Raw genomic sequence first — 19618 nt, 5'->3', positions numbered from 1 at the left:
GGCGGCTTCCCCGATGGAGGCCGTGCCATGCAAGACGACAGTTCCCTGGAGACCCTGCTGGCGCCGCTCGGCGACGACGCCCCGGCCGGACCGGATCTGGAATACGACCCGGAATTCCTGCGCCTGGAGCGCGAATCGTCGGCCCGCGCCGAGCGCTCGCTGGGCGAGAGCGTCATCGCCGCCGAAGAACCGGACTGGGACAAGGTGCAGGCGCTGGCGCTGGAGCTGAGCCGGCGCAGCCGCGACCTGCGCGTGGCCGGCAAGCTCGGCGCCGCCTGGTTGCGCCTGCGCGGCCTGCCGGGCTGGGCCGATGCGTTGGCGTTGATCCACGGCCTGCTCGAGCGTCATTGGGACAGCGTGCATCCGCAGCTGGATGCCGACGACGACAACGACCCGACCTCGCGCATCAATGCGCTGGTCGGCCTCAGCGACCCGATGGGCCTGCTCGGTGCGCTGCGCACCACCGCGTTCGTGCAGTCACCGCGGCTGGGTCGCTTCAGCCTGCGCGATCTGCGCGTGGCCAACGGCAGCATCAAGCTGCCCGACGGCCAGAGCGGCCCCAGCCTGGCCGAAATCGAAGCCTGCTGCCAGGACTGCGTGCCGGAAACGCTGGCCACCTCCGCCCAGGCCATTGCCGAGGCGCTGCGGCAGGCGCGCGCGATCGATGCGCTGCTGAGCGAGCGCGTCGGCACCGCTGCGCCGGACCTGCGGCCGCTGCTGACCGACCTGCGCGATCTGGAGCGCTTCGTACTGCCGCATTGGCAAGCGCGGCAGGGCGTCCTTGCGGTCACCGAAGACGGCGAGCAGGCTGCCGGCGAGGGCCACGCCGCCGCCACGGCAACCAGTGCCACCCGCCGCAACGACGAGATCGCCGGCCCCGAGGATGTGAAGCGGCGGCTGGAAGAGATCTGCGCCTATTACGCCCGGCACGAACCATCCAGCCCGGTGCCGATGCTGCTGCGCCGCGCCCAACGCCTGGTCGGCTGCGATTTCCTGGCGCTGATGAAGGAGCTGGCCCCGGCCGGCATCGACGAACTGCAACGCGTCACCGGCCCGCTCGAAGAAACCTGAGCCGCATCGCCAGGCAAGAAACCCGAGCACCTGGTGTCCCGCCGGGCAGGGAACGCCGAGCAGCGGTTGCGCTGGACAGGCAGGGCACCTGAGCGGTGCGCCCAGCAATCGTGAACACGGTTGAGTAGCGCCCAATCGTGTGAAAGAGCGCCGGGCACGGCTGCATGCCGGCAGCCCATCATCAGCGCTACCGCAAGCACACCACGCGGGTGTGCGGCACGCTGTGCGCAAGGGGACATCTCCAGGCACGGCGGGAATTCGGTCAAGGCAACGAAGCGCAGATCAAAAACGCAACGCCACCGGGCGTTTCAACGCCCGACGCATGCCCCACGAATCCCGCATCCCAACTCCCCAATCACCAGCTATAGAGCTGCCAATACACCTTGTTGACCTTGTCCTTTTCCGCGTCGGTATGCCCGTCATGGTCGCGGTCGTACAGGAAGTAGGGCGCCCCGCGCGCCGGCGTCACCCGCACCATCTCCAGCTGACCGTTGACGCGGTATTCGTCGACCTTGTCGCCGTTGCCCATGGTCTTGCTGGTGACATCGGCGCCAGCCGGGATATCGCCACCGGCGCGGTCGCCGCCGCCGGTGGCACAGCCGCCGAGCAGCAGTAACGGCAGCAGCAAAAGACGTGCTTTGTTCATTGTCGTTATCCGTGTTGATCGCCAGCCAGTATGCGCTGGCGCGGTGTGCCCTGGGCGTGCAGCGTAGAATCGCCCGATGAGCAGATTAGTCCTGATCGACGGGTCCAGTTACCTGTATCGCGCGTTCCACGCGCTTCCGCCGCTGACCAATGCCCAGGGCGAGCCCACCGGTGCGTTGTTCGGCGTGGTCAACATGCTGCGCGCCACCTTGAAGGAGCGCCCGGCCTATGTCGCGTTCGTGGTGGACGCGCCTGGCAAGACATTTCGCGATGACTTGTATGCCGACTACAAGGCCAACCGCCCCCCGATGCCCGAGGACCTGCGCGCGCAGGTGCAGCCGATGTGCGACATCGTGCATGCGTTGGGCATCGACATCCTGCGCATCGATGGCGTGGAAGCGGACGATGTGATCGGCACGCTGGCGCTGCAGGGCGCCGCCGATGGCTTGCAGGTCACCATCTCCACCGGCGACAAGGACTTCGCCCAGCTGGTGCGTCCGGGCATCGAACTGGTCAACACCATGAGCGGCAGCCGCATGGATTCGGACGCGGCGGTGATCGCCAAGTTCGGCGTGCGGCCCGATCAGATCGTCGACCTGCTGGCGTTGATGGGCGACACCGTCGACAACGTGCCCGGCGTGGAAAAGTGCGGCCCCAAGACCGCCGCCAAATGGCTGGCCGAATACGACTCGCTCGATGGCGTCATCGCCAACGCCGACAAGATCAAGGGCAAGATCGGCGACAACCTGCGCGCCGCATTGCCACGCCTGCCGCTCAACCGTGAGCTGGTGACCATCAAGACCGATGTCACCCTGGCCAGCGGCCCGCGCGCGCTGGACCTGCGCGAGCCCAACGCCGAGGCGCTGGCGGTGCTGTACGCCCGCTACGGCTTCACCCAGGCGCTGCGCGAACTCGGTGGTGCGGCCGCCCAGGCGGGCCTGCTGGCCGAGCCGGTGGCGCTGGGCGCTGCTGCTGCCACTGCGCGCACCGAGCCTGGCCGCGCGCGCGGCACCGGCTTCGTCTCCGGCCCCGTCAACGCCGCGGTGGATCTCGATCCGTCGCTGTCGGCGCCCGGCCAGTACGAGACCATCCTGACCCAGGAGCAGCTCGACAGCTGGATCGCGCGGCTGCGTGCCGCCGGGCAGTTCGCCTTCGATACCGAAACCGACAGCCTGGACCCGCTGCAAGCCGATTTGATCGGCCTGAGCGTGGCGGCCGAGCCCGGCCAGGCGGCGTACCTGCCGTTCGGTCATCACTTCCCCGGTGCGCCGGCCCAACTCGACCGCACCCAGGCATTGGCGCAACTGGCGCCACTGCTCACCGACCCGGCCGTGCGCAAGCTCGGCCAGCACGGCAAGTACGACCTGCACGTGATGCGCCGGCATGGCGTGGCGCTGGCCGGCTATGCCGACGACACCCTGCTGGAGAGCTTCGTGCTCAATTCCGGCAGTGCCCGCCACGACATGGACAGCCTGGCCAAGCGCTATCTCGGCTACGACACCGTCAAGTACGAAGACGTCTGCGGCAAGGGCGCCAAGCAGATCCCGTTCGCCCAGATCAGCCTGGAAGACGCCACCCGCTACGCCGCCGAGGACGCCGACATCACCTTGCGCCTGCATCGCGTGCTCGGCCCCCGGCTGGCCAGCGAACCGGACCTGGAGCGCGTCTACCGCGACATCGAAATGCCGCTGGTGGACGTGCTGGCCCGCATCGAAGCCAACGGTGTGTGCGTGGATGCGGCCGAACTGCGCCGCCAGAGTGCGGACCTGTCCAAGCGCATGCTCGCTGCCCAGCAGAAAGCCACCGAGCTGGCCGGGCGCAGCTTCAACCTGGATTCGCCCAAGCAGCTGCAGGCCTTGCTGTTCGACGAACTCAAGCTCCCCGCCGTGGTCAAGACGCCCAAGGGCCAGCCCTCGACCAACGAAGAAGCACTGGAAGCCATCGCCGACCAGCACGAGCTGCCGCGGGTCATCCTGGAATACCGTGGCCTGGCCAAGCTGCGCAGCACCTACACCGACAAGCTGCCGGAGATGGTCCACCCGCAGTCCGGGCGCGTGCACACCAGCTACCACCAGGCCGGCGCCGCCACCGGGCGGCTGTCCTCGTCCGATCCGAACCTGCAGAACATCCCGATCCGCACCGAAGACGGTCGTCGCATCCGCCGCGCCTTCGTCGCCCCGGCCGGACGCAAGCTGATCGCCTGCGACTATTCGCAGATCGAGCTGCGCATCATGGCGCACCTGTCCGGCGACCCCGGACTGGTGGGCGCGTTCGAATCCGGCGCCGACGTCCACCGCGCCACCGCCGCCGAAGTGTTCGGCCGCACCATCGACACCGTCAGCGGCGATGAGCGCCGCGCCGCCAAGGCCATCAACTTCGGCCTGATGTACGGCATGAGCGCCTTCGGCCTGGCCCGTCAGCTCGGTATCGGCCGCGGCGAGGCGCAGGACTACATCGCGCTGTACTTCAGCCGTTACCCGGGCGTGCGCGACTTCATGGAAACCACCCGCCAGCAGGCGCGCGACAAGGGCTACGTGGAAACGGTGTTCGGGCGCCGGCTTTATCTGGACTTCATCAATGCCGGCAGCCAGGGCCAGCGTGCCGGTGCCGAGCGCGCCGCCATCAACGCGCCGATGCAGGGCACCGCCGCAGATATCATCAAGCGCGCCATGGTCAACGTGGACGGCTGGATCGCCAACCACGCGCAACGCGCGAAGATGATCTTGCAGGTGCACGACGAACTGGTGTTCGAAGCCGATATCGATTTCGTCGATACGCTACTGAGCGAGGTCACCACGCGCATGGCGGGCGCAGCTGAATTACGCGTGCCGTTGGTGGTGGATTCGGGCGTTGGCGATAATTGGGACCAAGCGCATTGATGCGGTGAATGGCTGCGATATGCTGAATACGCAGATCAGCAATAATCCGTTCCAAACATAATGTGAATTCAGCTGAGTTAATGGAATGAATACCCCCTAAATTCTACATTTTTTTAACAGTTATCTTCACGATCCATCAATGTAGAAAATGTTGTTATATCCCTCGACGGGCGCAACGCCTGTCGGTAGATCTCTCCCATCCCCTGGAGCAGATCTCGGAGCGGAAACTCCTCCCCAAGTTTCCGTTCCCTGGCCCCGCCGACCTCCCCCTGGTCTGCGGGGCTTTTTATTTGTGTCCTTCCACTATGCGCAAGCGCTGCAGCGTTAACAGCGATGCTGCAGGTGCCTTCGGTGTGCGCAGGGCGCGTGGCGTGTAGCGACACCACTCCAAGACCCCGCGCAGGCAACGCGTTCGCTTTGCGCCAAGCTCAAATGCATGCCGCGTTGCAGCGTAAATGCCCGCTCAATCGTCGGGTGCGGCGATGCAGAGAGCATGCTGCGACGGCGGTACGAGGCCATGCTGCTCATTCAGTTTATAGGCCGGCCGCGCGCGTATTCATCTATCGATTCACTATTGTCGCGTTTGCGCTCGCTTGCCATGCGCGCCGCCGAGCCGGCGCTGGTGGGCGAGTTTCATTCTGCCAAGGACCAGGGCGCCGTCACGTCGCGCAATCCGCACCTGTGCGGCCGCTGTCTCCAGGCAGCCTGGCGCACCGATGACGCGCAGTGGATCGAGCCGTCAGCAGGCAACGCACTTGATCGCGACGCGCTGTAACGTGCCCGCCAATGCCACCGCCTGCGTGGACGTCCGCCAGCACGCCACGCCTTACGGCGGCGTTTCGATCAACCGAGCCAGTCGCGTGGAATCAGGTAATCGGCCAGCCGCGCTTCGGCGCTGCCCGGCTCCGGCGTGAAGCCGTACTCCCAGCGCACCCGCGGCGGCAAACTCATCAGGATGCTCTCGGCGCGCCCACCGCTCTGCAATCCAAAGAGGGTGCCGCGGTCGTAGACCAGATTGAATTCCACGTAGCGCCCACGACGGTACAACTGAAACTCGCGTTCGCGCTCGCCGTAGGGTGTGTCCTTGCGCCGCTGCACGATTGGTATGTACGCATCCAGAAAGCCATCGCCCACTGCGCGCTGGTAGGCGAAGTCGCGCTCGAAATCCTGACCCAGATCGTCGAAGAACAGCCCGCCCACGCCACGCGTTTCATTGCGGTGGCGCAGGAAAAAGTATTCGTCGCACCAACGCTTGTGCGCGGCATAGCGCTCTTGGCCAAACGGCTCGCACAGCGCCTGTGCAACGCGGTGCCAGTGCTGCACATCCTCATCGAAGGGATAGAACGGAGTCAGGTCGAAGCCACCGCCAAACCAGGCGGCCACCACCTCGCCATCGCGCTCGGCGCGGAAGTAGCGCACGTTCATGTGCGTGGTCGGGATATACGGGTTGTGCGGATGAAACACCAACGAGACGCCGCATGCACGCCAGGTCGCACCGGCAAGCTCGGGCCGGTGCGCACTGGCCGACGGCGGCAGGCGCGTACCGGACACATCCGAAAAACCGATGCCGGCCTGCTCGAACACCGCGCCGTCGCGGAGGATGCGGGTACGGCCACCGCCGCCTTCCTCGCGCTTCCAAAGGTCCTCGGCGAAGCGTGCCTTACCGTCGGCAGCTTCCACAGCGGCGCAGATGCGGTCCTGCAGGTCGGTCAGATAATCGCGTACACGGTCGAATTCGTTCATGTCCCAATTCTAAGCCGTGCGCTCCGCGCGGTGCATCCCGCGCAAGCGCGCCCGTTTGTCGCAGTGCGATGCGGGATGACGGCGCAGTGATCACCGCTGGGCAATGACCAGTCGAGATGGTCGTATGCCAGCGCAACCGACGGGCGAGACTCGCTTGTTCTACAGCGCCGTTTCCGTATCAGGAGCTACTTCATAAACTGCCGACCAACGTGTGGTGCAGTGTCCTTGCCGCAAGGATGGGCTCACGGCGTGTGCCGCGAGCGATGCGGGCGCCGTGCATTCGAGCTGGGCTTGAAGATAGCCAGGCAACCGCACACGCAAGCTCTCAGTTTTCGATGCGCAACTGGCGAGCGAGGCATAATTCGTTGCAAGGCAGCTGAACTGCTGCAGGCTGCAGCGTCCTTACCGGCTATCAAGTCGCTCAGCTTGCGAAAACTCCGCGCGGACAGCGGGCGTGCACAGCCGCCATGCCAATGCTGCGTGGACGCAGCCGATCGCCAGCGCACCCAGGCCGGTGAGGACCAGTGCCATTTGTTGTGTGGCCTGCAAACGTGCCTGCATCTGCGGCCACTCCGGGCTTTGCAGCACATCGGCGGGCAGCAGCGTCTGCACGCCGTCGAACAAGGGCCCGATCAACGCCAGTCCGCCGAAATTGAGCAGGCCGGTCACCAGCAACACCGCCACGCAGCCACGCCTTGCCCACTCGCGCCGCTGCAGCAGCGCCCAACTCAACCAGCAGAACGCAGCCGAGAGCACCACGCCGGCGACCGATAACGACAGCGCGTGATTGATCAGCCATTGCCAGGAGGGGGGCAGGGTGATGCCTTCGGGCAGCCCTAGCGATGCCGCACCTGGCGCCAGTGCGATCATTGCGATCATTGCGATCTGCATCAGATTGGCCAGCACGCTGACCGCCCCCAGCAACAGGGAAACCCACGCCAGCGGAGTGACGAAGCCACCGCGCTGGCGCGCCGATGCTGGCCGGACGGCGCTCATCGTAGCGATGCGATGTGGGCAGCCACCATCGCCTGCCCGGGCGGATCCAGCGCAGGTTGCAGGTGCGCGTACCACTCGGGCACTGCGTCGGCTGGCAGGCATTGGCGCAACAGCGGCGTGCTGCGCTCAAGAAAGGCTTCGAGAAACGGCAGCCCGCGCACGTACAGGAAATGGCTGTCGGTAATGGACATGCCAGTGTATGCCTCGCGCAGCCATTCCAGGTGCGGCAGCGCGTGCGCCCCGTGGCCGGCGCGGGTGAGCGCGGTGAGGAAGCTGGTACGCGCGGTCGCCGGCGAGGTGGACCGCTCCTGTGCATTGAGATCGTCGAAGGTCAGCAACCACTGCTCGCCCTGGGCGATCTCGTTGCACATCACCGAGGTGGTTGCCAGCTGCAGTGCGTTGTGTGCGGTGGGCTCCAGCGCGTACAGCGCCAGCCAGTACGGGTAGGCCTCGCGATAGCGGTCCAGCGCGCTCAACGACAGCGCGCACAGGCGCTGCGCATCGGCACCAAGGTGGCGCTGCGTCTGCGCAGCGTTGTAGGCAGCCACATGGTCGCCGCGCTGAAACGCGCTCAGCGCCGGTTGCAGTGCGGGATCGATCTCGGCCACCGCCTCCGACACGTCTGCGGCAGCGACAGGCGCAGCCGTCGGTGCCGTGCGCGGCGTGTTTGCCGCAGTGCTCTTGCGTCCAAACAAACGGTCCCACAGGCCCATCGCGTCTCCCTTCCCTGCGCCCGTGGTGAGTGGAAGCGCCATCATGCCGGCGGCGCACCGGTCATGCGGCGGACCGGTGCAGCAGCACGCGTGCGGCGATGGCGCGTTACCGGTCCTGCGCCAAGCTTAGAGCCACTGGCGTAGCAACAGGTGAGCGGGAAGCAACCCAGATGCCGGTGTTGGTTTTGCCCGCGCACGTGCCGCGTCGTTGATCCTGATCGCAGCGTCGCTGCGGATGGCCGGATCGGTCACGTTCTGCGCGGGTGGTGAGGGCGCATCGTGACTGCGAGATGGCCTGACCCCGGCATCTGCGTGCAAGACGCGCAACGCCCGCTCCGTGCCGCTGGCGGCCAACCCGTGGGCAAGGCGCACGCCCTGTCTCGACGCGCCACAGGACGCTTCGCCCTCACCTCGAAGTACCTGGCATGCTCTACGGCTTCACCTGCTCATTGAACAGCTCGAGGATGCGCTTGTACTCGTCCAGCCACGAATCGGCGCGCGTAAAGCCGTGGCGCTCCAGCGGATACGGCGCCACCTGCCAGTTGTCCTTGTGCAGCTCGATCAACTTCTGCGTCATGTCCACCGAATCCTTGAAGAACACGTTGTCGTCGATCATGCCGTGGGCGATCAGCAGGTGGTCGCGCAAGCCCTCGGCGTAATTGATCGGCGAGGAGATCTTGTAGGCCTCCGGATCGAGCTCGGGCGTGTTGAGGATGTTGGAGGTGTACTCGTGGTTGTACTGCATCCAGTCGCCGACCGGGCGCAGCGCCGCCCCGGCCTTGAACGTGCCAGGGCTGCGGAACAGCGCCATGTAGGTCATGAAGCCGCCGTACGAGCCGCCATAGATGCCGGCGCGTGCGCGATCGCCCTGCTTGGTGGCGACCAGCCAGTCCAGGCCATCCAGATAATCTTCTAGCTCGGGGTGGCCCATGTTGCGATAGATCGCCGTGCGCCAATCGCGGCCGTAGCCTTCGGAGGCGCGATAGTCCAGGTCCAGCACGATGTAGCCCTGCTGCACCAGCAGGTTGTGGAACATCTGCTCGCGGAAATACGGGGTGTAGCGCTCGGAGACGTTCTGCAGATACCCGGCGCCGTGCACGAACATCACGATCGGATACTGCTTGCCCGGCTCGGGCGTCTTGGGGCCGTAATACTTGCCCCAGACCGTGCCGGCACCGTGTTTGGACGGGATTTGCACGTACTGCGGCGCAATCCACGGCTGCGCCTTGAAGGCTGCCGTGCGGGTATCGGTGAGCACGGTGGCCTGACCGCCTGTGGCCGGTACCACGGCCAGTTGGGTCGGCAGATAGCTGCCGGAGTAACGCACCAGCAACTGCTGCCCGTTGGGCGAGAGGCTGAAACCTTCCACACCGTTCAACGCCGTGATCTCGGTGAGCTGATCGTTGCGCAGATCGAGCTTGCAGACTTCGTAATCGCCCGGCCATTTCTGGTTGCACAGGAAGAACATGCCGCTGCCGTCGGCGCTGGCCACCGGCATCGACACTTCCCACTTGCCGCGCGTGCGCTGGCGCGGTTTGCCGTTGCCTTCCACGGTGTACAGCTGCGAATAGCCGGATTCTTCCGACAGCAGCCACAGCGTACGGTTGTCGGGCAGCCAGCCGAAATCGTTGAAGTCCCAGCTGATCCACGCGCTATCGCTCAAACGGTGACGCGGCTGCAGCCTGGCGTTGTCCAGGTCCACGCTGGCGATCCAGCGGTCCTTGTTGTCCACCGCGCGAATTTCCACCGCTACGTTGCGGCCGTCATCGCTCCAGTGCACGGCCGGCCCGCTGCCGTCGCCATCGCTTTCCACGCGCACCGCGCGGTTGCCCTTCAGGGGGTCGCGCTTGGCGGCCTTGCGCAAGGCCGCCAGCGGGTCGGTGGCGATGCCGGGGAGTGGGTCGAACGACAGCGATCTGGCCGTGCCCGCGCCAACATCCACCAGCCACAGCGCATGCGCTGCCGGGGCGTTGCGGCCGACACGGGTACGCACTTCCTGGAATTCTTCGTAACCGGATTCGGTCACGTATCTGGGCATCTTGCCGGCCTGGCCTTCGTCGGCCTTCTTGGCCTGTGTGACCACCAACAGATGGCGGCCGTCCGGCGACAACGCGCTGTCGACGATCTCCACCTCATCGCCCAGATACACCGGCGCCGCCGCACGCGTGGCATCGGCGCGGCGCCAGGCGTCTTCCTGCGTGCGCAGCGCGTCGCGTTGCTCCTTGTCGCGGCGCAAGGTGGCCAGCGTCGCCAGTTGCTGCTCGCGCAGCACGTCGGCCTTGGGAGCGGCGTTGGGGTCGCGCTCGGCCTTGACCACCGCCACCTGCGCGGTGCCGCCGTCGGCGCGCCAGTGGTACCAATTGTTGCCCGCGCGCCAGATCGCACCGCCGTCGCTGGCGAACTGCGGACGCGATTCGGTCTCGTTGCTGCGGGTCAGCTGGGTCAGCGCACCTGTGCGCAGATCGCGCAGGAAGATGTCGCCGTTACGTGCGAACAGCATGCGCTGGCGGGTGGCATCGTAACTGGGGTTTGCCGCATCCAGGCCGGCGCGCGCGGTATCGGCCACACGCTCGGCGGTGCCGCCGCCGGTGCCCTGGCGATAGGTGTCGCGCACCGGGCTGCCATCGCGCTTGAGCAGGTATTGCACCTGTTTGCCGTCCCATTGCCACCAGGCCTGGTCCACCGCCGGCCCGATCCAGTCCGGGTCGGCCATCGCCTGTTCGATGGTGAGCGGGGCGGCAGCCTGCGCATGCGCAGTGGTGGCCAGCAGCAGAAGGATCAACGGCAACAATCTAGGCATCGGACACGGCTGGACGCAAAGGAGAGCGCGCAAGCCTAGCAGTTCGCCTTCGCAGCAGGCTTGGGCCACAGGTCATGCGTGCGTGGCTGCATGCAGCGCCCGGTAGCACCTGTAAGCGCGCAATGAGCGGGCGCGACCATGGGCCTGCGCTGCGCAAGCATGGACTCGCAGATGAGAGCGGTGCGCGGCATCGGCGCTGCATGACACGACAGCGCAAATGAATCCTTCAACGCCACGGCACTGGTAACGCCACGCGCTCAACTGGCACACGCGCAAACGAACGCAACGAAAATCTCGCATGAAAGGCACTGGGCAGAGACGCCGCACGACTGCCCTGCACACCTGCAGCCGGTCGGCGTATCGCACTGCCCAGCGCAACCACGCACTGGTGAAGACTTGCCGCGTGCAGCGACGATGATGTGCCATGCCGCACAAGGCGCGCGTCGCACACCAACTGGCCCGGCCACCCGCATGCCACACCCCGGCGGCGATCCACTTCGCGCGTCGCAGAGGAAAACCCCTGACTTGCCAGCGGCGCAGGTGGCGGCCAAGCTAGCGCGCTTTTGCGACCGTCGGTTTCCATGTCCAGCCTGCCTGCCCCCGCTATTTCCCATCCGATGGCTGTTGGTGCGCCCGACCGGCCGCTGGCCTGGCGCGCGGGGCAGTCGGTCGATCTGGCGACCTTCATCGCGCACGTGCACGGCCTGGCGCAGCAGCTGCCCGCGGGCCGCCATGCGGTGAATCTGTGCGAGGACCGCTATCGTTTCATGGTGGCGTTCTATGCATGTGCGCTGCGCGGGCAGGTCTCGCTGCTGCCGTCCTCGCGCGCGCCGGCAGTCGTGGGCGAAGTGCAGGCGCGTTACGCCGATACGTATTGTCTGGGCGACCTGACGCTGGAGCTGGCGCCGCCGCGGTACTGGCAGCTGCCGGCCGAGTTGCCGCAGGCTCAGGGCCCGATTCCGCAGCTGGCCGACGATGCGCTGGTGGCGATCGGTTTCACCTCCGGCAGCACGGGCAGCCCGCAACCCAATCCCAAGACATGGGGCAGTTTTTTGACCAGCACGCGCCAGGATCTGGTTGCGCTGCAAAGTCTGTGGACGCACACCGATGCCGTCCCGCACGTGGTCGCCACCGTGCCGCCGCAGCACATGTACGGCATGGAGTTGTCGGTGCTGCTGCCGATGGTGACCACGCTGGCGGTGCACGCCGGGCGCCCGTTCTTTCCGGATGACGTGGCACGTGCACTGGCCGATATTCCCGCGCCGCGTGTCTTGGTGACCACACCGGTGCATCTGCGTGCGTTGGTCGAATCCGGCGTGGCGCTGCCGCCGCTGGCCGGCATCGTGTCGGCCACCGCGCCGCTGGCGCCGGAGATCGCCGCTGCCGCCGAAGCGCGTTTCGGCGGTGAGGTGCGCGAGATGTTCGGCTCCACCGAAACCTGCGTGTTCGCCGTGCGCCGTACGGCGCTGGAAGCGGCGTGGACGCCTCTGCCCGGCGTGCGCCTGGAAACGCAGGCTGCAGGCACCCTGGTGCATGCGCCGCATCTGGCCACGCCGGTGCTGCTGGCCGACATGATGGACGTGGCCGACGACGGCCGCTTCCAGGTGCGCGGCCGCCAGGCCGACCTGCTGGAAATCGCCGGAAAGCGCGCATCGCTGGCCGATCTGACCCGGCGCTTGCTCGCCATTCCCGGCGTCATCGACGGGACCATCGTGCAGCTCGCGCCCGACCCCGGCCAGGCGGTCGGCCGCATCGCCGCGCTGGTGGTTGCCCCCACCCTCGACGAAGCCCAGGTGCTGGCCGCGCTCCGAGTCAGCGTGGACCCGGTCTTCCTGCCGCGCCGCCTGCGCAAGGTCGCCGCCTTGCCACGCAACGAAACCGGCAAGCTGCCGCGCGATGTGGTGCTGGGATTGCTCAACGGCTGAGCGTGGCCTGCCACGTGCGCGCAGCAGCAGGCGTCATGGACGCGACAGTCAGCGTGGCGATGAATGGTCGCAGACACAGCGCGAAGAACGCGCGGGCAGGCGTGGTCGACGCAGGCCACAGAGCGTTGCCGCCTTGCTGGTCGTCAGCGCAGCGGTGTTGGCGGCGTTCATCGGCACCTGTGTGGCGCCTTCGATGCGGGGTCACAGATGCGCGGCACGAATGCCCGCATCAGGTCAGCCCGCATCGCGCCATCCGTGGGCGCTGCTCGATCGATCGCCGCAGATGGCCTCCGCGGCACGTGGCATCACCCATGCACCCCATCGATCTCCACCGCCAGCTCATCGCGGCAGATCACGGCGTGCAGCAGCAGGCGCGGGACCGCATCGCCGAAGCGGGCATCCAGTGCCTGCGCAACCCGGGGCAGGTCGTCGCGCTCGCGCACATAGACTTTCAGGCGGGTGCCGGCGCCGAACTGCGCCGGTAACGCCGGTGCATGCTGACGCGCGGCGCCAAGCAGGGCGTCGAAGTTGGCGAAGGTTTCTTCCAGCTGCGCCAGCAATTGGCCGGTGTGCATCGAGGCGTGGCCCACCACCGCAGCGGTGCCTGACAGCAGCAGCGGCATGTCGCTGCCGGCCGGTGGCAGCATGGCACGGGCGAAACTGGGCGGCTGCGGGCCGTACTGGCGCGGGTAGTGGTAGGCACTGACCTGGCGCGGGTTTTCCAGCGGCGTGCCGGCATTGGTGGCGGCCAGCCAGTAGATCTGGATGATGCGCTCGGCATCGCAACGGCCCACGGCGGTGGCCGCCGGCAACTGCGCGGTGTCGAATGCGCCCAACCCGCGTGCACGGCCCACGCAGAACTGCCGGTAACGTTCGCGATCGCCGCTGCCCAGGGTGATGGCGTCGAGGTAATTCCAGATCCGCAGCAACCGCGGCGTCTGGCCGTTGCTGACGAAGGCGGTGATTTCCGCATATGCCCTGGCAGCGGCTTCTTCGATATCGACATCCTGCTCGTCGATCTCGATCACGCCGAACTGCAGGTGCCCATCGCTGGACCAGGCGATGTTGCCATCGCGGCCGCTGCTCACCGGCGCATCGGTGCGCCACACTTCCAGCACGCTTGCCTGGTATGGCTGCAGCGGCACGCGCAGATAACGCGGGTCGTGCAGGCGCGGCGCCGCATCGCCGAAGCCGAACACGGCCAGCACCTGCGGGTCGGTCAGCAGCACGGCAGGGTCGGTCTGGTCGACATAGTCGACCTGCAGCCGGGGATGGCGCACGGCGTGCGTTGTCTGGGCCTGGGAAGCGGTCATTAAGCGTCTCGTTGTTGCGTGTCGCATTGCAAGGTGTCGCCGTCGAAGCCGAGCTTGGCCTGACGCCGGCGATGGCGCCACGACTGCCAGGCGCGCGGCATCATCGACAAGGTGGTGAGTGCGTACAGGGCGCGAAAGGCGCGCAGGCGGATGCGGACTTTGGGGGCGTCGAAGACATCGCCGGCCAGCATTGCCACCACCGCCTGTTCCACCTGCCAGGTGTTTTGCGGGTGCGCGAACAAGGCGCGCATGGTGGGCGAAGTGAAGCGGTAGATGAACCACTTGAATTCATCCACACCGCGCGTCAGTTCGCGCTGCAGGGCGCGCTGCAGTTTCGCCTCCGACTGCGGTACGCGCAGTGCCGCATCCACCATCGCCGCGCCACGTTCGGCGCTGTGCATGGCCAGGAACACGCCAGAGGAAAACATCGGGTCGACAAAAGTATAGGCATCGCCCAGCATCAACCAGCGCGGCCCGGCCATGCGCGTGCATTCGTAGGCGTAATTGCCGGTGGCATGCACCGGCGCCACGCGCTCGGCGCCGAGCATGCGCGCGTTGAGCTCGGCATTGAGCGCCAGCGTGCGCATCAAGAAGCCCTCGCTGTCGCCCTTGCGGGTCTTCATGTACTCCGGGTAGCAGACCGCGCCCACGCTCATGATGTCGTCCGGCAGCGGAATCAGCCACATCCAGCCGTGCGCATGCCGGTAGATGCTGATGTTGCCGGCATCCTCGCCCGGGCGTCGCGTCACGCCGCGGAAATGGCTGAACACCGCGGCCGACTGATGCGTTGCATTGGCGCGTTTGAGCTTGAGGCGGTTGCCCAGAAAGGTGTCGCGGCCGCTGGCATCGAGCAGATAGCGCGGGCGGAACTGCTGCACGCCACCGTCTGCCGTGCGTGCCTGCAGCACCGGTTGTTCGCCGTCGAATGCGACCTGCTCCACGCAGACCTGCTCGCGTGCATCCACGCCCACCGCACGCGCACGCTGGAACAGCACGTGGTCGAATTGCGCACGTGGCACCTGGAAGGCGAAATCGGCTTTGGCATCGAGCGCGTGGGAGAAACGGAACGTGTTGTAGCCGCCGCTGTCGTTGGGAAAATCCGCCCCACGCTTCAGCACGCCGATGGCGCGCACGTCTTGCAGCACGCCAAGGCGTTCAAGAATCGGCATGTTCATCGGCAGCAAGGACTCGCCGATATGAAAGCGCGGGTGCTGCGCCTTCTCGAGCAGGGTCACGGACCAACCGAGCTCGGCAAGTGCGATGGCCGCGGTGCAGCCAGCCGGGCCGCCGCCGACGATCAGGACATCCGGACACTCCGGTCCGGGAGCCGGCCCGGCTGCCGGCATGGCGGTCGGGGTAAGGCGAACAGCGGTGGAAGTCATCCTGGAACGAACCTGCGGCGGGCGAGCGTCATGCAGTCATGATAGCCTGACAGGCGGCCCGGCCAGCTTGCGGCCCGCCGATTCATATGTGAAGAACGACCGGCAGCACGTGCAGGCACCGGCCAGCCGCGCGGCAGATGCTCGGATTGGCAGCGGCGGCAACGTACACTACGGCCCGGCGCGACGCTCATGCATGCCGATGCTCGTCCGCGCTGCTCCTGCTTGTTCTCACTCTTGTTGCCCGACCCTGACCTGTGGAAATCCTGGATGTCCTCGCAAACCGCTGCCGAACGTGAACTGGCCGAACTCCTGGTCGAAAGTCTGAACCTGGAAGACGTCCAACCCGCCGACATCGATCCGGAGGCGCCGCTGTTCAATACCGGGCTGGGGCTGGACTCGATCGACGCCCTGGAACTGGCGCTGGCGATCAGCAAGCGCTACGGCTTCCAGCTGCGCTCTGACAACGACGAAAACCGTCGCATCTTCGCGTCGCTGCGCGCACTGTCGGCGCATGTCCAAGCCAACAAGACCGTCTGATCTGCCAACTGCGCCATCCCCCGACGCACCCGCGTGGGTGCTGGGGCTGGGCGTTCTGCTGGCGGTGGCGTATTCGCCGTTGGCGCATTGGGCCAATGCCAGTCACCGCCCGGAATTGGCCGTCATCGCCGGTGGTTTGCTGGTGCTGATGGTGTTGATCGAGCCGATGGTTGCGCGTCGGCCCTGGGCCTGGGCGTTGGCGCTGTTGCTGCTTGCCGGGCTGGGCGCGCTGTGGCATTCGCCGTATGCGATGTTGGTGCTGGCGGCGCCGCCGGTGGTATTTACCGGTTGGGTGGCCTGGTTTTTCGGGCGCAGCCTGCGGGCCGGACGCACGCCGCTGATCACGCGCATCGTCGAGGGCCTGTACGGCCAGGCCGGCATGCTGATCACGCCCGAACAACGCCGCTATACGCGCCGCCTCACGCTGGCCTGGGCAGTGCTGCTGTGCGGCCTGACCCTGGCCAATCTGGTGCTGGGTCTGTGCGCCGAGCCCAGCGGCGTGCTCGCGCAGCTGGGTCATGCCTCGCCGTTGCCGATCAGCGACGCGCGCGCCTCGTTGTTCGCCAATCTGCTCGCCTATGGGGTGATTGGCGGCTTCTTCGTTGGGGAATATCTATTGCGTGGCCGCTGGTTTCCACAGCGCCCCTATCGTAATCTGCCAGACTTCTTGCGTCAGATGGCGCGGCTTGGGCCGGATTTCTGGCGCGATCTGCTGCGCTGAGTGCGTGGCCTGGGGCAGCGACGGACGTGCATATTTTCGGGGACAAGACAAAAATGCCGTTGGCAAGGATGCCGTCGCGCCTGGCGTGGGCTGTGTTCAACCTGTTGCAATTGGCGTTCACGCTGGCCTTTACCGCTGGCGGCATCGTCTACGCATTGGCATCGCTGGCGATCACGCGCGATGCCGACCGCCTGCTGCGCATGGGCAGCTGGATGTGGGCGCCGGTGCTGTTCCGCGGTGCGGGCGCCACCGTCATCGTGGAAGGGCGCGAGCGGGTGGATTGGTCCAAGAACTATCTGTTCGCGAGCAACCACCAGTCGATCATCGACATTTGCGCGCTGTTCCATGCCTTGCCGGTGCCGCTGCGTTTTTTACTCAAGGAAGAAATGCGCAAGGTGCCGTTCGTGAACTGGTATGCGCGCGCCGCCGGCATGCTGTTTTTGGACCGCGACAGCCGCAGGGCAGGGGCGCTGGTGCGGCGCCAGGCGGCCGCATTGCTGCGCGAGGGCAAACAGTTGTGTCTGTTTCCCGAAGGCACCCGCAGCCGTACCGGCGCATTATTGCCATTCAAGGCCGGGCTACTGCAGGCCGCTATCGATGCTGGCGTGCAGGTGGTGCCGGTGGCGCTGGATGGCTGCGGCAAGGTCTTGCCGGTCGATGGCCTGTTCAGGGTGAGGCCGGGCATCATCCGCGTGCGGATCGGTGCGCCGATCGCGGTGACCGGGCCGGATGCGCCGGATCGCCAACAATTGACCGAGCAGGCACACAAGGCCGTGGCTGCAATGCTTCAACCCAGGATCTGAGTTCTGCGCTTATGGATTTCGTTGTGCCGCATGATCATCCCTGCCTGCCCGGACATTTCCCGGGCCGTCCCGTGGTGCCTGGCGTGGTCGTGCTCGACCATGTGCTGCAGGCGGTGGAAGCCCTGCATGGTCCGCGCGCGGCCATGCGCCTGCCGCAGGTGAAATTCGTGCAACCCTTGCTGCCCGGCCAGACCGCGTCGGTCACGCTGGAAGGCGATGGCCCGCGCTGGCGCTTCCGCGTGCAGCGCGCCGAGGCGTTGCTGGTCAGCGGCGAACTGGTGGCCGAGGCGGCGGCATGAGCAAGCACTGGAAACAGCGTCCGGAAGGTGGCGGGCGCTTTGCGTTGTGGCTGATTCGCGGCATTGCACGGCACGCCGGACGTGCGGTGGGGCGTGCGCTGCTGTATCCGATCACGCTGTACTTCCTGCTGGTGCGTGGCCCCGAGCGTGCCGCCTCGCGTGCCTACCTGGCGCGGGTGCTGGGCCGCCCGGCCACGCTGCGCGATGTGGCGCGGCACATCCATACCTTCGCCTCGACCATCCTGGACCGGGTGTACATGCTGTGCGGGCAGATGCAGCGCTTCCGCGTGGACATCACCGGCCTGGATCAACTGCACACGCAAATGGACCGTGGCCGCGGCGTGCTGATCTTCGGCTCGCACCTGGGCAGCTTCGATGCGCTGCGCGTGCTGGCCACCGAGCGCCCGGACGTGCAGGTCAAGGTGGTGCTGGACAAGGCGCACAACCGCGCCATGACCGACCTGCTGGGGGCGCTCAACCCGCAGCTGGCCGCCAACATCATCGATGCCGGCATGGATGCGACCTCGATCGTCATGGCGATCAAGGAAGCCACCGATGCCGGTGCGCTGGTGGCGCTGCTGATCGATCGTCCGCGCGAAGGCGACCCGGCGCTGCCGGCGATGTTCCTGGGCCGCAATGCGATGTTCCCGACCTCGCCGTGGTTGATCGCCGCGGCGCTCAAGGTGCCGGTGGTGCTGGCGTTCGGCCTGTATCACGGCGGCAATCACTACGAGCTGGCGTTCGAGACCTTCAGCGAAGGCCTGGACGTGCCGCGTCGTCAGCGCGCCCCGGTGCTTGCGGTACTCATGCGCGATTACGCTGCCAGGCTGGAACATTACACCTGCTACGCGCCGTACAACTGGTTCAACTTCTACGATTTCTGGAACACCCACCATGCCGATGTGCCGCACCCTGCCGTGGATGCTGATACTGCTGTTCAGCGCCGCACCGCTATGCGCCGCACCGCCTGAGACGCTGGACGTCGGGCAGGTGCTGCAGCGCCTGGCGCACCCCGCACCGGTCAGCACCGAATTCGTCGAATTGCGCGGCTCGGCCTTGCTGAAGACGCCGTTGCGCGTGGAAGGACACTACCGTCGCCCGGACGCGCAGACCCTGGTGCGCGAGGTCAGTGCGCCGTACCACGAAACCACCACGCTGACCGGTGACGAAGGCGTGCTGGAACGCGAAGGCAAATCGCCACGCCGTTTCTCGTTGAGCCGCGTGCCCGAGCTGGCCGGTTTGAAGTCCGGCTTCGGCGCGTTGCTGTCCGGCGACCGCGCGCTGCTGGAGCAGCACTACCGCGTCAGTGGGCAGGGCCAGCCGCAGGCCTGGCAGCTGACGCTGCAGCCCAAGGACGCTGCCGTGGCCAAGCAGGTGCACGAATTGCGCCTGTACGGAGGCAACGACGAACTGCGGTGTATCGAAAGCGTGCCCGCCAAGGGCGACATGCAGCGCACCCTGCTGGCCGGTGCCGCGCGCGCGGCCGCCGGCGTGACCGATGCCGCCGCGCTGACCGCGCTCTGCCACGGTTCGGGCGCGTGACCGCGCGCGGGATGGTTGCGCCGGTCGTCTCTAAACACATCACACCCTTCGCAGCTGAAACCCGCACGTTGCCAATAACGACCGATGTCGCGCGTGCGGCCGGCGGGCGTTCGGCCGCTGCAGCAGGATATGCATGCCATGGCGCTTGAATTGAACGCAAACCGCCGCATCGGCCTGGCGCTGTTTTGGCTGGCCCTGCTGGCAGTGGCTGGCTTCTGGTTGAGCGAGACGCTCAAGGTCACTGGCGAT

At 66.6% G+C, this 19618-nt stretch carries 17 protein-coding genes; 10 read left to right on the top strand and 7 right to left on the bottom strand.

The genetic code is table 11. The annotated features are described in order from the left end of the window. The first annotated feature begins 27 nt into the window (after nucleotides 1–27). Nucleotides 28–1071, top strand: a complete 1044-nt coding sequence (gene tssA, locus LN450_RS02550) for a type VI secretion system protein TssA (protein ID WP_011348984.1) — start codon at nucleotides 28–30, stop codon at nucleotides 1069–1071. A gap of 355 nt (nucleotides 1072–1426) precedes the next feature. Here the strand turns inward: tssA and LN450_RS02545 are convergent, their stop codons facing one another. Continuing rightward, nucleotides 1427–1717 carry a DUF2782 domain-containing protein gene (locus tag LN450_RS02545; protein WP_008571145.1) on the bottom strand — a complete coding sequence of 97 codons (291 nt, stop codon included), beginning with the start codon at nucleotides 1715–1717 and terminating at the stop codon, nucleotides 1427–1429. A gap of 76 nt (nucleotides 1718–1793) precedes the next feature. Between LN450_RS02545 and polA the strand changes: the two genes are divergently transcribed. Both polA and LN450_RS02535 read left to right on the top strand, forming a co-directional pair. Beyond that, entirely contained in the window at nucleotides 1794–4595 is a 2802-nt protein-coding gene (gene polA / locus LN450_RS02540; protein ID WP_011348983.1) for a DNA polymerase I, read from the top strand. A gap of 517 nt (nucleotides 4596–5112) precedes the next feature. Then, complete coding sequence (locus LN450_RS02535; RefSeq protein WP_175393264.1) at nucleotides 5113–5370, top strand: hypothetical protein; 258 nt, start codon at nucleotides 5113–5115, stop codon at nucleotides 5368–5370. 68 nt (nucleotides 5371–5438) lie between these two features. Here LN450_RS02535 and hemF read toward each other — a convergent pair whose 3' ends face one another. From hemF to LN450_RS02515, 4 genes are all read right to left on the bottom strand, one after another. Continuing rightward, a complete protein-coding gene (gene hemF, locus LN450_RS02530; RefSeq protein WP_008571148.1) occupies nucleotides 5439–6338 on the bottom strand; it encodes an oxygen-dependent coproporphyrinogen oxidase in 900 nt (299 codons plus the stop codon). 402 nt (nucleotides 6339–6740) lie between these two features. Beyond that, nucleotides 6741–7334 (bottom strand): hypothetical protein, encoded by a 594-nt coding sequence (locus tag LN450_RS02525; RefSeq protein ID WP_011348981.1) that lies wholly within the window; start codon nucleotides 7332–7334, stop codon nucleotides 6741–6743. Next, entirely contained in the window at nucleotides 7331–8047 is a 717-nt protein-coding gene (locus LN450_RS02520) for a hypothetical protein (protein WP_039418043.1), read from the bottom strand. Before LN450_RS02520 ends, LN450_RS02525 begins: the two co-directional genes overlap by 4 nt. A gap of 430 nt (nucleotides 8048–8477) precedes the next feature. Continuing rightward, entirely contained in the window at nucleotides 8478–10838 is a 2361-nt protein-coding gene (locus LN450_RS02515) for a S9 family peptidase (RefSeq protein ID WP_041855091.1), read from the bottom strand. A 590-nt stretch (nucleotides 10839–11428) separates the two neighbouring features. Between LN450_RS02515 and LN450_RS02510 the strand changes: the two genes are divergently transcribed. Then, entirely contained in the window at nucleotides 11429–12772 is a 1344-nt protein-coding gene (locus LN450_RS02510) for an AMP-binding protein (protein WP_011348976.1), read from the top strand. Between the two features lie 305 nt (nucleotides 12773–13077). On the opposite strand, the gene LN450_RS02505 is transcribed toward LN450_RS02510, so the two are convergent. Both LN450_RS02505 and LN450_RS02500 read right to left on the bottom strand, forming a co-directional pair. Then, nucleotides 13078–14085 carry a chorismate transformation FkbO/Hyg5 family protein gene (locus LN450_RS02505; RefSeq protein ID WP_008571153.1) on the bottom strand — a complete coding sequence of 336 codons (1008 nt, stop codon included), beginning with the start codon at nucleotides 14083–14085 and terminating at the stop codon, nucleotides 13078–13080. Continuing rightward, nucleotides 14085–15431 carry an NAD(P)/FAD-dependent oxidoreductase gene (locus tag LN450_RS02500; RefSeq protein ID WP_039418047.1) on the bottom strand — a complete coding sequence of 449 codons (1347 nt, stop codon included), beginning with the start codon at nucleotides 15429–15431 and terminating at the stop codon, nucleotides 14085–14087. The genes LN450_RS02505 and LN450_RS02500 overlap by 1 nt, the downstream gene beginning before the upstream one ends. 303 nt (nucleotides 15432–15734) lie before the next feature. On the opposite strand from LN450_RS02500, the gene xanC reads away from it, so the two are divergent. Genes xanC through LN450_RS02470 form a run of 6 tightly spaced genes read left to right on the top strand, consistent with a single transcriptional unit; the run spans nucleotide 15735 to nucleotide 19369 of the window. Continuing rightward, a complete protein-coding gene (gene xanC, locus LN450_RS02495) occupies nucleotides 15735–16004 on the top strand; it encodes a xanthomonadin biosynthesis acyl carrier protein XanC (RefSeq protein ID WP_005914783.1) in 270 nt (89 codons plus the stop codon). A gap of 37 nt (nucleotides 16005–16041) precedes the next feature. After that, nucleotides 16042–16725: a COG4648 family protein gene (locus LN450_RS02490; protein ID WP_008571156.1), complete on the top strand. Its 684-nt coding sequence runs from the start codon at nucleotides 16042–16044 to the stop codon at nucleotides 16723–16725. Between the two features lie 53 nt (nucleotides 16726–16778). Then, nucleotides 16779–17528: a lysophospholipid acyltransferase family protein gene (locus tag LN450_RS02485; RefSeq protein WP_011348972.1), complete on the top strand. Its 750-nt coding sequence runs from the start codon at nucleotides 16779–16781 to the stop codon at nucleotides 17526–17528. 11 nt (nucleotides 17529–17539) lie between these two features. Further along, nucleotides 17540–17827: an ApeI family dehydratase gene (locus LN450_RS02480; protein ID WP_011348971.1), complete on the top strand. Its 288-nt coding sequence runs from the start codon at nucleotides 17540–17542 to the stop codon at nucleotides 17825–17827. After that, the gene (locus LN450_RS02475) at nucleotides 17824–18798 is read left to right on the top strand and encodes a lysophospholipid acyltransferase family protein (protein WP_008571161.1); all 975 of its coding nucleotides are present in this window, start codon (nucleotides 17824–17826) and stop codon (nucleotides 18796–18798) included. The genes LN450_RS02480 and LN450_RS02475 overlap by 4 nt, the downstream gene beginning before the upstream one ends. Next, a complete protein-coding gene (locus LN450_RS02470) occupies nucleotides 18722–19369 on the top strand; it encodes a LolA-related protein (protein WP_011348970.1) in 648 nt (215 codons plus the stop codon). The genes LN450_RS02475 and LN450_RS02470 overlap by 77 nt, the downstream gene beginning before the upstream one ends. Nucleotides 19370–19618 lie beyond the last annotated feature (249 nt).

It is taken from the genome of Xanthomonas euvesicatoria pv. euvesicatoria (assembly GCF_020880415.1).
Taxonomy (GTDB): Bacteria; Pseudomonadota; Gammaproteobacteria; order Xanthomonadales; family Xanthomonadaceae; genus Xanthomonas; species Xanthomonas euvesicatoria.
The sequence above is the reverse complement of the archived record's forward strand: the minus strand, read 5'-3'. Positions and strand labels throughout refer to the sequence as shown.